At 62.7% G+C, this 19,818-nt stretch carries 15 protein-coding genes and 1 pseudogene; 11 read left to right on the top strand and 5 right to left on the bottom strand.

Annotation, left to right across the window (positions count from 1 at the left end; genetic code table 11):
* Nucleotides 1–3: 3 nt before the first annotated feature.
* The 11 genes from DL86_RS15775 (at nt 4) to ligA (ending at nt 16,235) form a co-directional block, all read left to right on the top strand.
* On the top strand, nt 4–1,143 hold the full coding sequence (locus tag DL86_RS15775) for an FtsW/RodA/SpoVE family cell cycle protein (protein ID WP_036263447.1): 1,140 nt from the start codon (nt 4–6) through the stop codon (nt 1,141–1,143).
* A complete protein-coding gene (locus tag DL86_RS15770) occupies nt 1,140–2,252 on the top strand; it encodes a UDP-N-acetylglucosamine--N-acetylmuramyl-(pentapeptide) pyrophosphoryl-undecaprenol N-acetylglucosamine transferase (RefSeq protein WP_036263446.1) in 1,113 nt (370 codons plus the stop codon). The genes DL86_RS15775 and DL86_RS15770 overlap by 4 nt, the downstream gene beginning before the upstream one ends.
* On the top strand, nt 2,249–3,682 hold the full coding sequence (murC, locus tag DL86_RS15765; protein WP_036263445.1) for a UDP-N-acetylmuramate--L-alanine ligase: 1,434 nt from the start codon (nt 2,249–2,251) through the stop codon (nt 3,680–3,682). Before DL86_RS15770 ends, murC begins: the two co-directional genes overlap by 4 nt.
* Nucleotides 3,679–4,620 (top strand): UDP-N-acetylmuramate dehydrogenase, encoded by a 942-nt coding sequence (murB, locus tag DL86_RS15760; RefSeq protein ID WP_036263444.1) that lies wholly within the window; start codon nt 3,679–3,681, stop codon nt 4,618–4,620. Before murC ends, murB begins: the two co-directional genes overlap by 4 nt.
* A gap of 171 nt (nt 4,621–4,791) precedes the next feature.
* Nucleotides 4,792–5,715 carry a D-alanine--D-alanine ligase gene (locus DL86_RS15755; RefSeq protein ID WP_036263443.1) on the top strand — a complete coding sequence of 308 codons (924 nt, stop codon included), beginning with the start codon at nt 4,792–4,794 and terminating at the stop codon, nt 5,713–5,715.
* A gap of 134 nt (nt 5,716–5,849) precedes the next feature.
* Complete coding sequence (locus tag DL86_RS15750) at nt 5,850–6,671, top strand: cell division protein FtsQ/DivIB (protein ID WP_245276399.1); 822 nt, start codon at nt 5,850–5,852, stop codon at nt 6,669–6,671.
* The gene (gene ftsA / locus DL86_RS15745; RefSeq protein ID WP_036263441.1) at nt 6,668–7,981 is read left to right on the top strand and encodes a cell division protein FtsA; all 1,314 of its coding nucleotides are present in this window, start codon (nt 6,668–6,670) and stop codon (nt 7,979–7,981) included. The genes DL86_RS15750 and ftsA overlap by 4 nt, the downstream gene beginning before the upstream one ends.
* 215 nt (nt 7,982–8,196) lie before the next feature.
* Complete coding sequence (gene ftsZ, locus DL86_RS15740; RefSeq protein WP_036263439.1) at nt 8,197–9,921, top strand: cell division protein FtsZ; 1,725 nt, start codon at nt 8,197–8,199, stop codon at nt 9,919–9,921.
* A gap of 390 nt (nt 9,922–10,311) precedes the next feature.
* Nucleotides 10,312–11,226 carry an outer membrane protein assembly factor BamD gene (locus DL86_RS15735; protein ID WP_084572970.1) on the top strand — a complete coding sequence of 305 codons (915 nt, stop codon included), beginning with the start codon at nt 10,312–10,314 and terminating at the stop codon, nt 11,224–11,226.
* Nucleotides 11,227–11,266: 40 nt separating this feature from the next.
* Nucleotides 11,267–12,928, top strand: a complete 1,662-nt coding sequence (gene recN, locus DL86_RS15730) for a DNA repair protein RecN (RefSeq protein WP_036263437.1) — start codon at nt 11,267–11,269, stop codon at nt 12,926–12,928.
* A 1,201-nt stretch (nt 12,929–14,129) separates the two neighbouring features.
* Nucleotides 14,130–16,235: an NAD-dependent DNA ligase LigA gene (gene ligA / locus DL86_RS15720; protein ID WP_036263434.1), complete on the top strand. Its 2,106-nt coding sequence runs from the start codon at nt 14,130–14,132 to the stop codon at nt 16,233–16,235.
* Between the two features lie 119 nt (nt 16,236–16,354).
* Here the strand turns inward: ligA and DL86_RS19480 are convergent.
* From DL86_RS19480 to DL86_RS15690, 5 genes and pseudogenes are all read right to left on the bottom strand, one after another.
* Nucleotides 16,355–17,124: pseudogene (locus DL86_RS19480) on the bottom strand (IS5 family transposase).
* A 173-nt stretch (nt 17,125–17,297) separates the two neighbouring features.
* The gene (locus DL86_RS15705) at nt 17,298–17,966 is read right to left on the bottom strand and encodes a Fic family protein (RefSeq protein ID WP_245276398.1); all 669 of its coding nucleotides are present in this window, start codon (nt 17,964–17,966) and stop codon (nt 17,298–17,300) included.
* Nucleotides 17,967–18,189: 223 nt separating this feature from the next.
* Nucleotides 18,190–18,810: a DsbE family thiol:disulfide interchange protein gene (locus DL86_RS15700; RefSeq protein ID WP_245276418.1), complete on the bottom strand. Its 621-nt coding sequence runs from the start codon at nt 18,808–18,810 to the stop codon at nt 18,190–18,192.
* Nucleotides 18,811–18,815: 5 nt separating this feature from the next.
* Nucleotides 18,816–19,019 (bottom strand): heme exporter protein CcmD, encoded by a 204-nt coding sequence (locus DL86_RS15695; protein ID WP_036263424.1) that lies wholly within the window; start codon nt 19,017–19,019, stop codon nt 18,816–18,818.
* Entirely contained in the window at nt 19,009–19,782 is a 774-nt protein-coding gene (locus tag DL86_RS15690) for a heme ABC transporter permease (protein ID WP_425348939.1), read from the bottom strand. The genes DL86_RS15695 and DL86_RS15690 overlap by 11 nt, the downstream gene beginning before the upstream one ends.
* Nucleotides 19,783–19,818 lie beyond the last annotated feature (36 nt).

The raw sequence follows: 19,818 nt of genomic DNA, 5'->3' as shown, positions 1-19,818 counted from the left end.
GAAATGGTGTCGCGCGCGGAACGTTCGGTCCTAGCGAACTGGTGGTGGACGATCGATCGTTGGATGCTCGCCGCTGTTGCGGCGCTGATCCTGCTGGGCCTCGTTCTAACTTTGGCCGGCAGCCCGCCGGTTGCGGAGCGGCTTGGTCTGTCGACGTTCCATTTCGTCCATCGACAGGTCCTCTATTTGGTCCCGACCGTCGCGGTGCTCTTTGCGACATCTTTCCTTTCGCCTCGACAGGTGCGGCGGGTTGCGCTCGTCGTCTTTCTCGTATCGTTGAGCTTAATCATCGCGGCGCTCCTCTTCGGTCACGAAGTCAAGGGATCGAGACGCTGGATCTTCGGCGTTCAGCCCTCCGAGTTCTTGAAGCCGGCTTTTGTCATTCTCGCCGCCTGGGCCTTTTCCGAAGGCGGCAAACGACGCGACGTGCCGGCCACGTTTCTGGCGCTCCTGTTGCTGCCGGCGACCGTCGTTCCCTTGATGCTGCAGCCAGATTTCGGTCAGACCCTGCTCATTTGCGTGGTCTGGGCGGCGCTTTTCTTCATGGCGGGCCTGCATTGGTTCTGGGTGGTCGGATTTGGCGGGGTCGGGGTCGGCGGCGTTTTTCTCGCCTATAAGTTCGTGCCCCATGTGCGCGCAAGGGTGCTGAAATTCATCGATCCCGGCGCCGGCGGGGGGATCGTCGACACCTTCCAAGTGGACACCGCGATCGATAGTTTCCTGTCCGGCGGCTGGTTCGGGAAGGGGCCGGGCGAGGGAACCGTCAAGCGCATTCTTCCCGACGCCCACACCGATTTCATTTTCGCGGTGACCGGCGAGGAATTCGGCATCGTCGCTTGTCTCGTCGTCGTCGCGATCTTCGCCTTCATCGTGCTGCGCGGCTTGCTGATGGCGGCGCGCAACGACGATCCGTTTTGCCGTTTCGCCGCGGCCGGACTGGTCATGCTCTTTGGCGTCCAAAGCGCGATCAACATGGCGGTCAATCTTCACCTCATGCCAGCCAAAGGCATGACCTTGCCCTTTATCTCCTATGGCGGCTCCTCGCTTGTCTCATTGGCGCTTGCGATTGGCTTCCTGATCGCGGTGATGCGCAAGCGCCCTGGCTCCGCTCTGCTCGCCTCTGCGCGGGAAGGCGTCGCATGAACGACAAGCGCCCGATCATTGTCGCGGCGGGCGGCACCGGCGGCCATTTGTTTCCGGCGGAGGCCTTGAGCAATGCGCTTTGCGCGCGAGGGTTCGAGGTCGATCTCGTCACCGACGAACGGGCGGCGAAATATGGCGGGGCGTTTCCGGCGCGGGCCATATATGAGATCGCCGCGGCGACGCCGCGAGGCGGCTCGATGCTTGCCCGCGCCGGCGCGCTGACAACGCTCGCCCGAGGGACCTTTATGGCCTGGCGCCTCATCGGGCGCATTCGTCCCCGTGCGGTCGTTGGCTTTGGCGGATACCCGACCGTGCCGCCGCTCCTGGCGGCGAGCCTGCTCGGCGCGCCGACGCTCGTGCATGAAGGCAACGCCGTCATCGGCCGCGCCAATCTGTTTCTGGCTTCGCGCGTCGACGCTATCGCCACGGGATTCGAAACGCTCGGCGGCGTCAATGCGAAAACTGCCGCCAAGGCGCATGTCACCGGCAATCCGGTGCGCCCGATGGTCATCGAAGCCGCCAAGGCGGACTTTCCCGGCGACGCCGATGGCAAATTGCGGCTTCTGATCACCGGCGGTTCGCAGGGCGCGCGGATCATGTCGGACGTGGTCCCGGCCGCGATCGAACTCATGCCGGAAAGCGCCCGGCGCAAGCTCGTCATCGTGCAGCAGGCGCGCATCGAAGACATTCCCCGCGTGAGCGAGACCTATCGGCGCCTTGGCGTCGATGCGGAGATCCGGGCCTTTTTCAACGACTTGCCGTTCAAGATCGCGCAGGCTCATCTTGTCGTCGCCCGCGCCGGTGCCTCGACCGTGTCTGAACTCGCGGTGATCGGGCGCCCCGCCATCCTTGTTCCGCTGCCGCATGCGCTGGATCAGGACCAGGCGGCCAACGCCAAGCAGTTCGCGGCGTCTGGCGCCGCCATCGTCGTCGACCAGAGCGCATTTTCGCCGCAATGGCTGGCGACGACATTGCAGGACGCAGAGGCGAATATGGCCGGCCTCGCCCGCCGCGCAATCGCCGCCAAGGAGGCGGGCATCGCCGACGCCGCCGACCGTCTCGCCGATCTGGTGCTGAGCGTCAGCGCCGCCAAGGAGAACAAGCTTTGAAATTGCCGCACGAACTCGGTCCGCTTCATTTTATCGGGATTGGCGGCATAGGCATGTCCGGCATCGCCGAGGTCCTGCTCAATCTCGGCTATTGCGTTCAGGGGTCGGACGCCGCTGAGAACGCCAATGTCTTGCGGCTGCGCGGCAAAGGCGCGGTGGTCCATATCGGCCATCGCCCCGAAAATCTCGGCGCCGCGGAAGTCGTCATCGTCTCGACCGCGATCAAGCGCGATAATCCCGAGTTGGAGCTGGCGCGGGAAATGCGCCTTCCCGTTGTGCGGCGGGCCGAAATGCTTGCCGAATTGATGCGCCTCAAGCAATGCGTCGCCATCGCCGGCACGCATGGCAAGACGACGACCACATCTCTCGTCGCCACATTGCTTGAAGCCGGCAAATTCGATCCGACGGTGATCAATGGCGGGATCATCAACGCCTATGGCACCAATTCGCGCCTAGGGGCGGGGGATTGGATGGTCGTCGAGGCCGATGAAAGCGACGGCACTTTCCTGAAGCTTCCCGCCGATGTCGCGGTGGTCACCAATATCGATCCCGAACATCTCGATCATTTCAAGACATTCGACGCGATCAAGGAAGCCTTCCGCGCCTTTGTCGAGAATATTCCCTTCTATGGCTTCGCCGTGATGTGCCTCGACCATCCGACAGTGCAGGAACTGGTCGGCAAAATCGAAGACCGCCGGGTCATCACCTATGGCGAGAATCCGCAGGCCGACGTCCGGCTTGTCGATGTCGATCTGTCCGGCGGCGTCTCGCGCTTTACCGCGATCATTCGCGATTGGAAGAGCGGCGCCGAGACCGCGCTCGAAAATATCGTCATGCCGATGCCGGGCCATCACAATGCGCTGAACGCGACCGCCGCGATCGCCGTCGCGCATCAGCTCGGCATGGGCGCGGATGCGATACGGGCCGCGCTCAAGGGATTTGGCGGAGTCAAGCGGCGGTTCACCCGCACCGGCGAATGGAATGGCGCGACGATTTTCGACGATTACGGCCACCATCCGGTCGAGATCGCGGCCGTCCTGCGCGCCGCCAGGGCCTCGACCAAGGCCCGCGTCATCGCCATCGTCCAGCCGCATCGCTATACCCGGCTGCATTCGCTCTTCAATGAATTCGCCAGCTGCTTCAACGACGCTGACGTTGTGATTGTGGCCGATGTCTATGCCGCCGGCGAAGCGCCGATCGAGGGCGCCGACCGCGACAGTCTCGTCGCCGCCTTGAAAGCGCGCGGGCATCGGCAGGCGCTGGCCCTGCTCAGCCCCGCTGATCTCCCCGGTCTCATTGGCTCCCTGGCGCAGCCTGGCGATTACGTTGTGTTTCTGGGCGCCGGCAATATTACCCAATGGGCCTATGCGCTGCCGGGCCAGCTGGCGGCTTCGGACAAGGCAACGGGCTCGGCGGGGGCCTCGGGATGACGGCTGGATCCGAGCCGCTTTTGCGCTTGCCCGACATCACGCCGGATCTTCGCGCGGCGATGCCGGATCTGCGCGGAAAGCTCACGGCCTTCGCGCCGCTGGCCGATGTGTCCTGGTTCAAGACCGGCGGTCCGGCGCAGGCGATGTTCGAGCCCTTCGACGAGAACGATCTGGCCTATTTCCTAAGCCTGCTCGATCTCGCCATTCCGGTTCTGGCGTTGGGCGCGGGCTCCAATCTTCTTGTGCGCGACGGCGGGGTCGAAGGCGTCGTCATTCGCCTTGGCAAGCCGTTTCAGGAGATCTCCGTCAATGGGCTCACCCTTCGCGCGGGGGCCGGAGCGCTTGACGTGAAGCTGGCTTCCGCCGCGGCGAGGGCGGGAATTGCCGGCTTTTCATTCTATCGCGGCATCCCCGGCGCCATCGGCGGCGCGCTGCGCATGAATGGGGGCGCCTATGGCGCGGAGACGAAAGACGTCCTTGTCTCCTGCCGGGGCGTTGATCGCGCCGGCAGGATTTTCGATTTCTCCAACGCCGACATGGCCTTTTCCTATCGCCATTGCGGGATTGCCGCCGGGGTGATTTTCACGCAGGCAATTTTTGAAGGGCAGGTGGGGGAGGAGCAGGCGATTTTGGCCGAAATGGCCGAGATCACCAAGGCGCGGGCGCAAACCCAGCCGGTCAACACGAGAACCGGCGGCTCCACTTTCAAGAATCCGCCGGGACATAAGGCCTGGGAGTTGATCGACGCGGCGGGCTGCCGCGGCCTTGCCATGGGCGACGCGCAGGTCTCCGAGCTGCATTGCAATTTCCTCATCAATCGCGGCGCGGCGAGCGGCGCCGATCTCGAGGCGCTCGGCGAAGAGGTGCGCCGCCGCGTGCTGGAGACGAGCGGCGTTTCGCTGGAATGGGAGATATTGCGGGTAGGGGTGGCGCTTTGACATTACTTGCGTTTCCAAAAGTCCTCATCCTGAGGAGCGCCCCAAAGGGCGCGTCTCGAAGGACGAGGGCGGCGGCTCATTTGGCCTTCGCGGTCGCTCCGAGAGGTTTCACATGAAACCTTTTGGTAAGATTCGCGCCGCCTTCCCCACAAGCCTGAACGGATTATCCTCATGACCAAACATGTCGCCGTGCTGATGGGCGGCCTTTCGGCGGAGCGCGAAGTCTCGCTGCGTTCTGGGGAGGCTTGCGCGCGGGCGCTCGAAGCCGAAGGGTTCAAGGTCTCCCGCCTCGATGTCGATCGGCAAATCGCCCAAACGCTGGCCGCGCTGCGCCCCGACGTCGCCTTCAACGCTTTGCATGGGCGCTTCGGCGAGGATGGAATCATGCAGGGCATCCTCGAAATGCTGGCGATTCCCTACACCCATTCCGGGGTGCTCGCTTCGGCGCTGGCGATGCAGAAGGATCGCGCCAAGGATGTTCTGCGCGCCGCCGGCGTTCCCGTGGCGAAGGGCGTCACCGTCGACCGGATCGAGGCCGGCAAGCGCCATGTCCTGCCGCCGCCCTATGTCGTGAAGCCGCTCAGCGAGGGATCGTCCTATGGCGTCATCATCGTCCGCGCGGATCAAGAGCATCCGCCGCAGGAATTGACCCGCTCGGATTGGGCCCATGGCGAAAAGGTTCTGGTCGAAAGCTTCATCGCCGGGCGGGAGCTCACCTGCGCCGTCATCGGCGACAAAGCCTATGACGTGATCGACATCCGCGCCGCCGATGGGGGCTGGTACGATTATGACGCAAAATATGCTCCGGGAGGCTCCATCCACGTCCTTCCGGCAAATCTTAAAGAAAAAATTTACCAAAATGTACAAGAGTTAGCTCTTGTGGCGCACAGGGCGCTCGGCTGTCGCGGCGTAAGCCGGACCGACTTCCGATACGACGATTCGCTTGGGGGAACCGGCGAACTCGTGGTGCTGGAAGTCAACAGCCAGCCCGGCATGACCGAGACGTCCCTCGTGCCCGAGATTGCCGCCTATGCCGGCTTGTCATTCGGTGAGCTTGTTCGATGGATGGTCGAAGACGCCTCCTGCGATCGTTGAGAACGATGGAGACTGGCTTTGCGCCGGCGGCCCTGGCCTATGGCGCGATGTCGCGCGGCGCCTTGGCCCTGCGCGATAGCGAGCCTCCGCGCGTCAAAACGAGACCGCGCGCGCGCAGGCCAAGGCGCGCTTGGATGCATCGCATCCTCGCCCGATTGGCGGGACCGGGCGTCGGCGTTTTCTTCGCCTCCACCCTGTTTCTCGTCACCGGCGCCTATGGCGTCGTGAAGGGCGGTCATTATGACGCCTTTGTCGCCGCGGAGGGCGCGCCGGCCGATATTGTCGCAAAGGCCTTTGGCTTCGGCATCGATGCGGTGACGATCGCCGGTCAGACCGAGCTTGCCGAAGCTGAGATCCTCGCTGTTTCCGAAATCGGCCCGCGCAATTCGCTTCTCTTCCTCGATGTCGCCAAAGTCCGGGAAAGGCTGCGCAATCTGCCGCTGGTCAAGGAAGCAAGCGTCACCAAACTCTATCCGAATCGGCTCTTGATCGAGGTCGAGGAGCGTCAGCCTTTCGCCCTTTGGCAGAAGGGCGGCGTCGTGAACGTCGTCGCCGCCGACGGCATGCCGATCGACGCCTTCCGCGACCAGCGCTTCATTCATTTGCCGCTTGTCGTGGGCGCCGGTGCCAACAAGAGACTTGACGAATATTTGGCCCTGCTCGAAGCCGCGGGCGATCTGCGCGAAAGGATCCGCGCCGGCATGCTGGTGTCGCAGCGGCATTGGACTTTGAAAATGACGAATGGGGTCGACGTGTTGTTGCCGGAGATCGATCCGGCGGCGGCGCTTGCCGGTCTCGTTCAACTGCAGCGCACGTCCCGCATTCTCGACAAGGACGTTATTTCGCTCGATTTGCGTCAGCCCGGCCGCGTCGTGGCGCGCCTTACCGAGGACGCCGCCGCGGCGCGCGCGGAATCGCTGTCCCATAAGACAAAGTCGAAAGGCGGTCCGACGTGAAGCCGCCGTTGCCGTCCCGCCTGCGTCCCTTGTCCGTTCGCAAGAGCGCCATTTTGTCGGTGCTCGACATCGGGACATCGAAAATCGTTTGCCTCATCGCGCGGCTCAACCCGAGCGGGCCGTCCGAATCGCTGCGCGGTCGCACCCATCGCTGCCGCATTCTGGGCATCGGCCATCAACGCTCGCGCGGGATCAAGGGCGGCGCCGTCGTCGACATGGAGGCTGTCGAAGGCGCGATCCGGCTCGCCGTCGATGCGGCGGAGCGGATGGCGGGCGTTCAGGTCGAAAGCGTCATCATCAATGCGACTGGCGGCCGGCTGGCCTCGCAGCTCTTTGACGCCAAAGTCTCCGTCGCTGGCCGGGCTGTGAGCGAGGCGGACGTCCACCGCGTGCTCGAGGCTTGCACCGCGCGCGGCGGGCGCGACGGCCGGGCTGTGCTCCACTCCCTCCCGATCGGATTCTCGCTCGGCGAAACGCGCCATATCCACGATCCAAGAGGCATGATCGGCGACGAACTCGGCGCCGATATGCACGTATTGAGCTGCGACGCCGCCGCCGCGCGCAATCTGATGCTCGCGGTCGAACGTTGCCATCTGGGCGTCGACGCGATGGTCGCGACCCCCTATGCGGCGGGTCTCTCGACCCTCGCCGACGATGAAGCCGAACTTGGCGCCGCCCTTATCGACATGGGCGCAGGCACCACCTCGGTCAGCATTTTTTCCGGCGGCCATCTCACCTATGTCGACGCATTCGCCGTCGGCGGCAATCACGTCACGACGGATATCGCGCGCGGCCTCAGCATCAGGCTCGCCGACGCCGAGCGGTTGAAGACGCTTTACGGCGGCTGCCTGCCTTCGGCCTCGGACGAACGCGAGACGATCGCAGTGGTGCAGGTCGGCGAGGATGGCGAGCATCCGGCGCATCTGCCCAAGGCGCATCTCATCCGGATCATCAAGCCGCGCGCGGAAGAAATTCTTGAACTCGTGCGCGACAGGTTGAAGGGCGCCGGCCTGCCGGCCCATTCCGGCCGCCGGCTGGTTCTCACCGGCGGCGCGAGCCAGCTCGCCGGCATGCAGGAGGCGGCCAAGCGGATCGTTTCCGGGCAGGTTCGCACTGGCCGCCCGCTTGGCGTTCAGGGGCTGCCGGAATCGGCAAAGAGCCCGGCGTTTTCGGCGGCCGTCGGGCTGCTCGTCTATCCGCAGGTCAGCGGCAACGAACATTTTCGGCCCTCGCGCCAGACGGCGACGCCGGGGCCGGAGTCGAACGGATACATCGGCCGCGTCGGCCGATGGCTCAAAAGTAGTTTCTAGCGCATTTTCAAGCGAAGTGAATGCCAGTTCGCGTGAAGAAAGTGCGACAAAACAAGACAGAGAGAGCGATTTTCTAATTTCGTGAAATTGGAAAATGCTCTTGTGTTCCCGGCGGGGGCGAAAAGGCGGCGGACCTTTTCACTCTCGCCAAATACCGAAGCGAAAACCCAACCTGGGCGTCCCTGACCGGCGCTCCAACGTCGAGAGGCCAGACGATGACGATCAATCTAAAAGCTCCAGAGCTCAGGGAGTTGAAGCCCCGCATCATGGTGTGCGGCATCGGCGGAGCAGGCGGAAACGCCGTCAACAACATGATTGTCTCGGGCCTGATCGGCGTCGATTTCATCGTGGCCAATACCGATGCGCAGGCGCTCACGGCCTCGAAGGCCGAGCGCATCATTCAAATGGGCCTGCAGGTGACTGAAGGCCTTGGCGCCGGATCGCAGCCGGAAGTCGGCCGCGCCGCCGCCGAAGAAGCGATCGAGGAAATTCGCGATCATCTGTCGGGCGCTCATATGTGTTTCGTGACCGCCGGCATGGGCGGCGGCACCGGCACGGGCGCAGCGCCGGTCATCGCCCGCGCCGCCCGAGACATGGGCATTCTGACCGTCGGCGTCGTCACCAAGCCGTTTCAATTCGAGGGCTCGCGCAGGATGCGCGTCGCCGAGGCCGGCATCAACGAATTGCAGAAAGCCGTCGATACGCTGATCATCATCCCGAACCAGAATCTGTTTCGGATCGCCAATGAGAAAACCACCTTCGCCGACGCCTTCGCGATGGCCGACCAGGTTCTCTACTCCGGCGTCGCTTGCATCACCGATCTGATGGTGAAGGAAGGCCTCATCAATCTCGACTTCGCCGACGTCCGCGCGATCATGCGCGAGATGGGCAAAGCCATGATGGGCACCGGCGAGGCTTCCGGCGACAAGCGGGCGATGCTCGCGGCCGAGGCGGCGATCGCCAATCCTCTCCTCGACGAAGTTTCGATGAAAGGCGCGCGCGGCCTGTTGATTTCGATCACCGGCGGCAACGATCTCACCCTTTACGAAGTCGACGAAGCGGCCGGCCGAATTCGCCAGGAAGTCGATGAGGACGCCAATATCATCCTCGGCGCGACATTCGATGAGAGCCTCGATGGCATCGTCCGCGTCTCCGTCGTCGCGACCGGCATCGATCATCCCGTAGGCGCCTATGAACTGACCGCCGCTGAGACGCGCATCACCGAGGTCGCGAACCGTTTGCGGGCGCAGACCGCCGCGCGCCCGATCGAAACGGCGCAGCCGGCCTATCAGAATTCCGCCCCCGAGGCCTATGCGCCGCCGCGCAAGGACCCCTCGCGCGAGGAGCGCGGCCAGCACCCTGGAATCCAGCGTTTCGCTTCGCCGCAGGATGGCGCTCAGCACGCGGTATATATTCAGGAGACCGCGCCGCAATCGCATCATTATGAGCCGGCGCAACCGGGGCCGCGTTCCAACGACCATTTTGACTCCGGTCCTTTTATCCCGACCGAGCCTGATTCGCCGGTTGTCCGGCAGCAAAGAATGCCGCAGATCGACGACCTGCCGCTGCCTGGCCAAAACCAGATCCGCGCCCATCGCGGCGAATCGCAGGGTCAGCCCCATCCCGAGTTCAAGCGTCGCTCCTTGCTTGAGCGGCTTGCGTCCTTCGGCACCAGCCGGCAGGAGGAAGCCGCCGCGAGCCATCCGTCGCATGAACGGCAAGGGCCGCAAAGCAAGCATCCGCCGGCGCCGGGGCCGGCCCAACGGCCGCAGCAACCCAACTCGATTCAGGCCGAATATGGCAAACGCGGCTATCAGCAACCGCCGCAAAGAGCGCCGCAACAGCCTCTCGACCAGCATGGCAGGACGGCGTATCAGCCGCGCGCGAGCGAGGAGGACCAACTCGAAATTCCGGCGTTCCTTCGCCGCCAGTCGAGCTGAGCGCGGTCCATCAGCGGCGGCTTTCAAATCTTTTTCTCATGGGGCCTCGTCATGCGCCGGCCCCATGAGTTCTGGAGTGAGTCCATGGGCAAACGCTTGCCCCCCAGCGACCAGGCTGGAGCGGCGCCATTCATCCGCATTGTTTCTGGAAATTGGGTGGTCGGCGTCTCGTCGCCACATTATTGCCGCGTAAACGATCCACTTAAGCGAGACGGGTTTGGCGTTCCAAGCATTCTGCTTAGGCACTTTTCTGCATCATTTGCGCTGTGAAACCGGCGGCGCTTTTCGCAAATGATGCTCTTCCGCAGGGATGCTGGCGCAATGGCGCTGGTTGCGTTAGAAAGGACGCCAGTCCGATAGGCTTTCCTTGGCGATGATCGAGCAACGCGCATGAATAATGCCTCAAAAGAGACGCACCAGCCGCAAGCGCACTTGGCGTGGTTCCGTGCTGGGTTTCTGCTGCGGATCGCGGCGCTCGGCGCCCTGGCTTTGCCGGCGGCGGGTTGTTCTGGGGATACGTTCAACCCGATGAGCATGTTCGCCGGCGAAAAATATAAGACGGAGCTGGTGCCGGACATTCCCGCGGACGATACCTACAATCAGGCTCTCGCCCGGTTGAACAAGAAGGATTACGACGCCGCGGCCAAGAAATTCGCGGAGCTCGAAAAGCATCATCCCTATTCGCAGTGGCAGAAAAAAGCGCTGCTGATGACCGTCTTCAGCCAATATCAGAATAGCAGCTACGACGACGCCATCGCATCGGCGCAGCGCTATGTCGCGCTTTACCCGACGTCCCCGGACATCGCCTATGTCTATTATCTTCAGGCGATGTCCTATTACAATCAGATCCCGGAAATCAGCCGAGATCAGGATCGGGCCGCGAAGGCGACGGCCCTGTTCGCCCTGATTGTCGAAAAATATCCGAAGTCCGAATATGCCGAGGACTCGCGCTACAAGCTCCAAGTGACCCGCGACCAGCTCGCCGGCAAGGAAATGCTGGTTGGGCGCTATTACCTGAATCAGCATAATTATTCGGCGGCGATAAATCGCTTCCGCGAAGTTCTCGCCAAATATCAGACGACGCGCCATGCCGAGGAAGCCTTGATGCGGCTGACGGAGGCCTATCTGGCGCTCGGCATCACCAACGAGGCGCAGACCGCCGCCGCCGTGCTTGGTCATAACTACCCCGATTCGATCTGGTACAAGGACGCCTTTGCGCTTCTGAAGAACGACGGGCTGCAGCCGCACGAAGACCAAGGGTCCTGGATCTCGAAGGCGTTCCTCCGCAAATTGGGCTTCGGCTAGCCGCGCCGCGCGAGGGCGCGTCGGGGGAGGCTTCGACCCCATGCTCGTTCAGCTCTCCATCCGCGACATTGTCCTGATCGACAGGCTCGATCTTTGCCTTGATCGTGGGCTGACCGTCTTGACAGGCGAGACCGGCGCCGGGAAATCGATTCTTCTCGATGCTTTCTCTCTGGCCTTGGGGGCGAGGGGCGACGGCGCCTTGGTCCGCCAGGGCGAGGCGCAGGGTCATGTCAGCGCCGCCTTCGAGCTTGCGGTCGGTCACCCCGCGCTCGCCGCCGCCAAGGCGCAGGAGATCGAGGCCGAAGGCGGCCTCATCTTGCGGCGCGTCCAATTGGCCGATGGCCGCACGCGCGCTTTCATCAATGACCAGCGGGTGACCTCCCAGACGCTTCGGGCGATCGCCCGCGAGCTGGTTGAAATTCATGGACAGCATGACGACCGCGCCATGGTCAATTCAAGCATGCATCGCCAATTGATCGACGCCTTTGGCGGCTTGAGCCTGGAGCTTGCCGCGACGCGGGCCGCTCATGCGCGGGTGCGCGAGCTTCGGGCCGAAAGCGCCGCCGAGCAGGCGCGGATCGAAAAAGTGCGCGCCGACGCCGATTACCTCCGCCACGCCTTTGCGGAGCTCGACAAGCTTGTGGCGGAGCCGGGCGAAGAGGAGGCGCTGGCCGTGCGCCGATCCGCGATGATGCAGGCCGAGAAGGTCGCCGGCGAACTTCGCGATGTCTATGAGAGCGTCGCGGGGGAAAGTTCGCCCTTGCCGGCTTTGTCCGCCGCGCTGCGCCGGCTGGAGCGCCGTCAGACTCAGGCGCCCGGTTTGATCGCTCCCGCGGCGCAGGCGCTCGACGCCGCCTTGAGCGCGCTGGATCTCGCCGGACAAGCGCTCGATCAGGCCCTGCGCGACGCCGATTTCGATCCGCGCGAGTTGGAGCAGGTCGAGGAACGGCTGTTCGCCTTGCGCGCCGCGAGCCGCAAATATGCGGTTCCCGCCGACGCCTTGCCTGAACTGGCGGAGAAATTCGCAAGGGACCTTGCCGATCTCGATGCCGGGGAAGCCATGCTCCTGCAATTGGCGCGGGCGCTTGAAGCGGCCGAAGCCGATTATGCGGCCAAGGCTGGGATCTTGTCGCAAGCGCGCAAGAAAGCCGCCGCCGCGCTCGACGCCTCGGTCAACGCGGAACTTCCGCCGTTGAAGCTCGAAGGCGCGCGCTTTTCCACGCAAATCGGCGTTGAGGCGGCGGGGCCCGATGGCTTCGATCAGGTCGAGTTCTGGGTGCAGACCAATCCGGGAACGCGGCCCGGTCCCTTGATGAAGATCGCTTCGGGCGGCGAACTCGCCCGCTTCATGCTGGCGCTGAAAGTGGTTCTGGCCGATCAGGGCTCCGCCCCGACCCTCGTGTTCGATGAGATCGACACGGGCGTCGGCGGCGCCGTTGCGGACGCGATCGGCCAGCGGCTCGCCCGGCTCGCCTCCCGCGTCCAAGTGCTCGCCGTGACCCATGCGCCGCAAGTCGCCGCCCGCGCCGAAGGCCATTTTAGAATCGCCAAGGACGCGACGGATCAAGGCAGCCGCGTCGCGACCCGGGTCATCGTCTTGGAACAGGCGGCGCGGCGGGAAGAAATCGCCCGCATGCTGGCCGGTGCGATAATCACCGACGAGGCGCGGGCCGCCGCCGCGCGGCTATTGGCGGGGGCGTGAGCGAGCCTCACATGAGGCGCCCGCCGGCATGCCAGTTTACGCTGTTTCGGTCCCTATTGAGCATCAGCGCAAATAGCGACGGCCGCGATCGGCATGTGGCCCCCGGTCCCCCCTTTAAATGAGCACACAAAGGTCGTATCGCCGCCCGGCGTGGCCTTATCGATGACCGGCGGATCATAGGGCGCATCTTTATAATATCCGAATACCGCGTCGCACCCCCCACCTATGAGTTTTTGACCGCCCGAGCAGGCGGCCTCGATCCGCGTGTGCGTGGTATAATAAGGACTAGAAATGCCAGTGACCAAAACGGTCCGAATATGCGACACGCCGGCAACGCCTTGCATTCCTTGAGGACCGGCGGGGCCCTGAACGCCTTGAAGCCCCGGCGCTCCTTGTAGGCCCTGTGGGCCTGCGGGGCCATCGGACCCCTTCAGACCTGTGGGGCCGGCCGGGCCGGCAGGTCCTGTCGGACCTGCGGGTCCCTTCGGACCAACGATTGGAACGGTGAGATCAAAGACATCGGATTGGCTCTGTAGATTGGTCACGAGAAGTCTATATGTTCCTTGAGCTATGCTTGACGCAAATGAACAAGAAATCGTACTATTGGCGCTGCCAGTAAGTTTACATTGTGCCGTAATCTCGTTAGATCCCAGAAAAACCCTTCCGCCAGGCGTAAATCCGCTTCCATTTATGGTCAGGATAGTCTGTGTTGGGTCAAGCGAAGTGCTAAAAACCGTAACATTTGCAGCTAAAGCTGCGTATGAGGTTAAAGGAAGTAAGAAAATCGAGTGAAATAAAGTTTTTGATATCTTATTAAGCCTTGTGTCTCGACGCATCGCTCCGACGTTTTTGGATAAAGACATGGCTTAAGTCCCCCGTTTTGAATGTCGGCTAAGCGCCCCTTGTTGAAGGCATAGGCCGGTTGCGGGGGACAAATCGGTGACAATACACACCTAGAGCATGTTCTTAAAAAAGTTGATCGACTTTTTCGATATTTGGACATCGGATATATCCGGCGTCTCATAAGAACATGCTCTAACCCTTTGACTCTGAGCGATTCCTATCCGATCAGATGATTCCATCTAATAGGGAAGCGCTCTAAGCGCGGTCCATGGCTTTGCAATTGGCCGCCGCGTCGCATGAAAATGGTCTTTGATCAACTTCTCGCGCGTTGTTGCGGGCTTATGCTAATTTTCCCCGCATGAAGAAGCCGACCCCGATCGACCGCCTCGATGCGGCGCAAGCGCGCCGCGAATATGCGCGTCTTGGCGAAGAGATCGCCGAGCATGATCGCCGCTACTACGCCGAGGATGCGCCGACCATCTCGGACGCGGATTATGATGCGCTGCGGCGGCGCTATGAGGCGATCGAGGCGGCCTTTCCGGAACTCGCCACGCCGGAGTCGCTGACCAAAAGGGTCGGCGCCGCGCCTGCCGAAAAATTTGCCAAGATCCGTCACCGCGCGCCGATGCTCTCGCTCGGCAATGTCTTCAGCGATGAGGAGGTCGTCGATTTCGTCATTCGCGTGCGGCGCTTTCTTGGCCTTGGCCCCGACGCCCCGCTCGCGATTACGGCGGAGCCAAAGATCGACGGACTCTCGTGCTCGCTCCGATTCGAGAAGGGCGAACTGGTCCAGGCGGCGACGCGGGGCGATGGCTTCGAGGGCGAGGACGTCACCGCCAATGTGCGGACGATCGGCGAAATTCCGCATCGTCTCAAGGACGATCCGCCGGAGATTTTCGAGGTGCGCGGCGAGGTCTATATGACCCATGCCGATTTCGCCGCTTTGAACGCGCGCCAGGGGGAGGTGGGCAAGACATTGTTCGCCAATCCGCGCAATGCGGCGGCGGGCTCGCTGCGCCAGCTTGACCCTTCGATCACCGCGCAAAGGCCCCTGCATTTCTTCGCCTATGCCTGGGGGGAGGTCAGCGCCGCTCCCGCCGACGCGCAGATGGGCATGGTCGCGGCGTTCAAGCATTTCGGCCTGCCGGTCAATCCTTTGATGGTCCTTTGCCATTCGGCGGAGGATTTGCTCGCGCATTACCGGCAAATCGAGCAGATGCGCGCTTCGCTTGGCTATGACATCGACGGCGTCGTCTACAAGGTCGACAGCCTTGCATTGCAGGCGCGCCTCGGCTTCGTCTCGCGCTCGCCGCGCTGGGCCGCCGCGCATAAATTTCCCGCCGAAAAGGCGATGACGATCCTGCGCGGCATCGAAATCCAGGTCGGACGCACCGGCGCCTTGACGCCGGTGGCGCGGCTCGATCCGGTGACGGTCGGCGGCGTCGTCGTCGCCAATGCCACGCTGCACAATGAAGACGAGATCGCGCGCAAGGACATTCGCATCGGCGATACGGTGACGATCCAGCGCGCCGGCGATGTCATTCCCCAGGTTCTCGGGCCTGTCCTCGCCAAGCGGCCGCGTGACTCGAAGCCTTATGTGTTTCCGCATATATGCCCGGTCTGCGGCTCGGCGGCGGTCCGGGAGATCGACGAGAAAACCGGGGCCGCCGATGTCGTGCGGCGCTGCACCGGAAGGCTCGTCTGCGCGGCGCAGGCGGTTGAAGGGCTCAAGCATTTCGCATCGCGCAATGCGCTGGATATCGAAGGGCTTGGCGACAAGCAGATCGAGCAGTTTTTCCGCGATGGCCTGATCAAAACGCCGGCCGATATTTTCACGCTTGAAGCGCGCGACCGCGCCTCCTTGAAGAAGCTGAGGGATCGCGAAGGCTATGGCGAAACCTCGGTGCGAAACCTCTTCGCCGCGATCGAGGCGCGCCGCGCGCCGCCGCTCAATCGCTTCATTTATGCGCTTGGCATCCGGCATGTGGGGGAGACCAATGCCCGGCGCCTGGCGCGCCATTTCGGCTCGTTCGAGGCGCTGCGCGCGGTTGCTCGGACGGCATCCGAGGGGTCTGAGGCCCGCGCGGAAATCAACAATATAGAAGGTTTGGGCGACGTCGTGGCGGAGGCGGTCGCCGATTTCTTCACTGAGGAGCACAATGAAGGGGTGCTCGACGCGCTGCTCGAACATGTGCGTCCGCAGCCGATGGAGGCGATCGCCTCGACGAGTCCCGTCGCGGGCAAGACCATCGTCTTTACCGGCTCGCTCGAACGCATGACGCGCGATGAAGCCAAGGCGCAGGCCGAGCGGCTCGGGGCGAAGGTCGCGGCCTCCGTTTCGAAAAAGACCGATCTCGTCGTCGCTGGGCCGGGCGCGGGCTCGAAACTCGCGAAGGCGGCCGAGCTCGGCGTCGAGACAATCAGCGAGGAGGAGTGGCTGAAACTGGCGGGGCAGGAGGGGTGAGGCGAATTTCACCGTATCGCGGGCGGGGCGCGTTCCATATTGCGCCTTATGTGGCTCGTGTCGAGAGGTCAGCCGCGCGGGGTTGGTTCTTGCAGGCCGGACTTGCGGGTTGGGTCAGGCTAGGTCATCGACTCATTAAAGCGCATCCAAATTCGGATTGAGGCGAGTTGGACGCCGGCGAGGAAGTTTTCTGCTCGCTTGTCGTAGCGCGTGGCGACGGCGCGGTAGTGCTTGATTTTGTTGAAGAAGCGCTCGACGAGGTTTCTGTGGCGGTAGAGGTAGGGACTGAACGCTGGGACGTTCTTGCGTCCTGGCATCGGCTTGATGTTGGCCCACGCGCCGCGCTCATCGAGGCTTTGCCGCAGTGCGTCGCTGTCGTAGGCGCGGTCAGCCAGAAGGATCTGCCCCTCGGCCAAAGCCTCCAGCATGTCGTCCGCGCTGCGCCCGTCATGCGCCTAGCCCTCGGTCAGCTTCAGGTCGATGGGCAGGCCTTCAGCGTCGACGAGGGCATGGATTTTCGTCGTCAACCCACCCCGCGAGCGACCCATGCAACGGGATCGATCGTCTTTTTTTGGGCGTTGGCGGCATGCTGATGCACGCGGATCGAGGACGAATCGATCATCTGGATGTCGCCGTCATAAGCCTTTGACACAGCTTTGAGAATGCGATCCCAGACGCCCGCCTTGCGCCACCGGTTGAAGCGGTTGACGCAGGTCGTGTGCGGGCCGTAGCGCTCCGGAATGTCGGCCCAAGGCGCGCCCGTCCGCAACCGCCAAAATATCCCGTTCAGCACCCGCCGGTCATCCACCCGCGGAACCCCACGCGGCTTGTTCGGCAAAAGCGGCTCAATCACCGACCACTCGAAATCCGTCAAATCAAAACGAGCCATCGCGACCCCCACGATCTGAAGGTTGAATCATCTTGCCGCCGATTCGGGAATCCCCTTTATGAGATCATGACCTAGAGCGCTTTCAGTTTCCGCGGAATCAGAAAGCAGCTCTAGGTCTTTGTTTTGTCGCATTTTCTTAACGCGAACCGGCATCCACTTCGCTCGAAAATGCTCTAGGGAAGCGCCTCTTGCAAGGCGCTCAAGTACTCCCCCAAGGTCGAGTCCAGTCGCTCATGCATAAAAGTCTGGAATGGCCGCAAATCCTCGGCGAGTGAGCCGCGCTCTAGAGCGTCGAGGTAGGTTTTGCGATCTTCGGGACGCACCGCAACAGGTGGGTAGCCGCCACGGATCAACATGAGATTCATCAAGAGCCGCGCCGTGCGCCCGTTGCCGTCGCCGAAGGGATGAATGGCGGTCAGGCGGAAATGGCCTTCGAATATAGAAGTCGAGTCAGACGGTGCGGCTTGCAGCCATGCACCGAATTCTTCCATGAGTTGAGGAATCTTCGCAGGGTTTGGAAAAATCACGGGCGAACCCGCGATCCGGCGTGGATTTTGGCTGTAAACTCCCGCAAGGCCAGGCTGGCTGCGGGCGACGATCCGCCGATGCAACTCGCACACGGTGCTTTCGTCAATGGGCGTCGTTTGTGCGGCTAGCTCGCGCATCCACAGCAGCGCATCATAATGATCGACGGCTTCGAGATGGTCGCGAAGCGATTTGCCGCCAACCGTGATGCCATGCTCGATGACTTCCGCTGTCTCGCGCAGCGTCAGGGTGTTTCCCTCGATGGCGTTCGACGTGTAGGTCAGTTCAACGTCGTAGTGCTTCTGGAGTTGCGCCAAGGCGGCCGCCGACAGCGGGCGCAAGCGGCCAAGCTGCGCTTTCTTCTGTTCGATGCTGTCGATAAGGGCTTCAAGCATAAATTAATCGTAGCATATTATTGATAATACGTCATCTTTTCCATTCCGGCATGTTCTTGGCGTTGACCTCGGCTGTCGTCGATGGCTCGTTCATTTGTAAAATATGCGCAAATGTGTTGCTGTTATCAACACAAGGCGGGAGCGGTCAGCGCAGCGCTTTTTCGATCTCGGGCAGAATCGTTTGCTTGTAGCTTTGCTCGCTGATCGGGCCGACGAATTTATAGGCGATCACGCCGTCGCCTTTGACGATGAAGGTTTCCGGGACGCCATAGACGCCCCAATCGATCGCGGCCCGCCCATTGCGGTCGGCGCCGACCATCGCATAAGGGTCGCCTTCCTTGCCGAGAAACTGGCGGATGTTGCCCGGTTCGTCCTTATAGGCGAGACCGGCGAGGCGCACGCCAAGACGCTGAAGCGCGGGGTCCTTGGCGAGCCGCATCAAGAACGCATGTTCCTGGTGGCAAGGAACGCACCAGGACGCAAAGACATTAACCAGGGTCACATTGCCCCGGCGCAGATCGGCGTCGGAGAATCCCGGCCGATCGGCGAGCCCTTCAATCGCCGGCAAGGCGAAGGCGGGGACTTGCTTGCCGATCAATGCCGATGGCAGGCGCGAGGCGTCTCCGGAAAAAAGCCGGACAAGAAAAAGCCCGACAAGCGCGGCGAAGACAAGCAAGGGAATGAAAATCAGCAGCGAACGCTGGCGCGCTTGGGCAAGCGCGCTGGGTTCGGGCCGCGGCTGCGCGGGGCTCGGATCGTCGCGCATCGCGCTCATTCGAAACTATTTTTCGGCAAGCTTTTGCCCGGAAATTTACTGTCCTCCGAGCCCTCGGCCGACGGGCGCGCGGCGAATTCCGAGAGCATCCGCTTCAGGCTCAGGTATTCGCGGAGGATTGTGAAAGTCATTCCGCCCAGGATGAAAAAACCCAATCCATAGGCGGCGATGACGAAGCCGAAATGCGGATCATTGCTCATAGGCCGCTTCCATTGACGACCCGGCGCGCGTTATGCCGGATTCCTCTGCGTCGGCCGCGAGGATCGAGAGGCGGCGCAGCCGGCGGCGGAGGATTTCGTTGCGGATCGCCATGAGATGCAGCGTCAGAAAGAGCAATGTGAATGCGCTCGCCATCACGACGAGCGGCCAAAGCATCGAGCCGGAAATCGCCGGACCGCCCAGCCGGAAAACCGAGGCCGGCTGATGCAGCGTGTTCCACCAGTCGACCGAAAATTTGATGATTGGAATGTTCACCGCGCCGACAAGGGTGAAAATCGCCGCGGCGCGCGCCGCCTTGCCCGGGTCCTCGATCGTCCGCCACAGCGCGATAAGGCCGAGATAGATCAAGAAAAGAACCAGGACAGAAGTCAGCCGGGCGTCCCAGACCCACCAGGCGCCCCACATTGGCTTGCCCCATAGCGAGCCGGTCGCGAGGCAGAGAAAGGTGAAACCGGCGCCAAGGGGCGCCGCCGCCTTTTGCGCCGCGTCGGCGAGCGGATGGCGCCAGACCAGCGTGCCCAGCGCCGCCGCGGTCATGACGATATAGGCGAACAGGGAAAGCCAGGCGGCGGGCACATGCAGATACATGATCCTGACCGTCTCGCCCTGCTGATAGTCAGGCGGCGCGACGAACCAGGCGAGAGAGAGTCCGAGGCACAGAAGCGCCCCGGTGAGGGCCGCCAAAAGCGGAATGAGCGCTCCGGCGAGCTGCAGAAAATTGGTCGGATTGGCGTAATTGCGCATGCGTTTCATCTAGCCCCGAGGAGGGCCAAAAGCAAA

Source organism: Methylocapsa aurea (assembly GCF_000746085.1).
Classification (GTDB): Bacteria; Pseudomonadota; Alphaproteobacteria; order Rhizobiales; family Beijerinckiaceae; genus Methylocapsa; species Methylocapsa aurea.
Note: the sequence above shows the minus strand (reverse complement) of the source record. Positions and strands in the feature narration are given on the sequence as shown.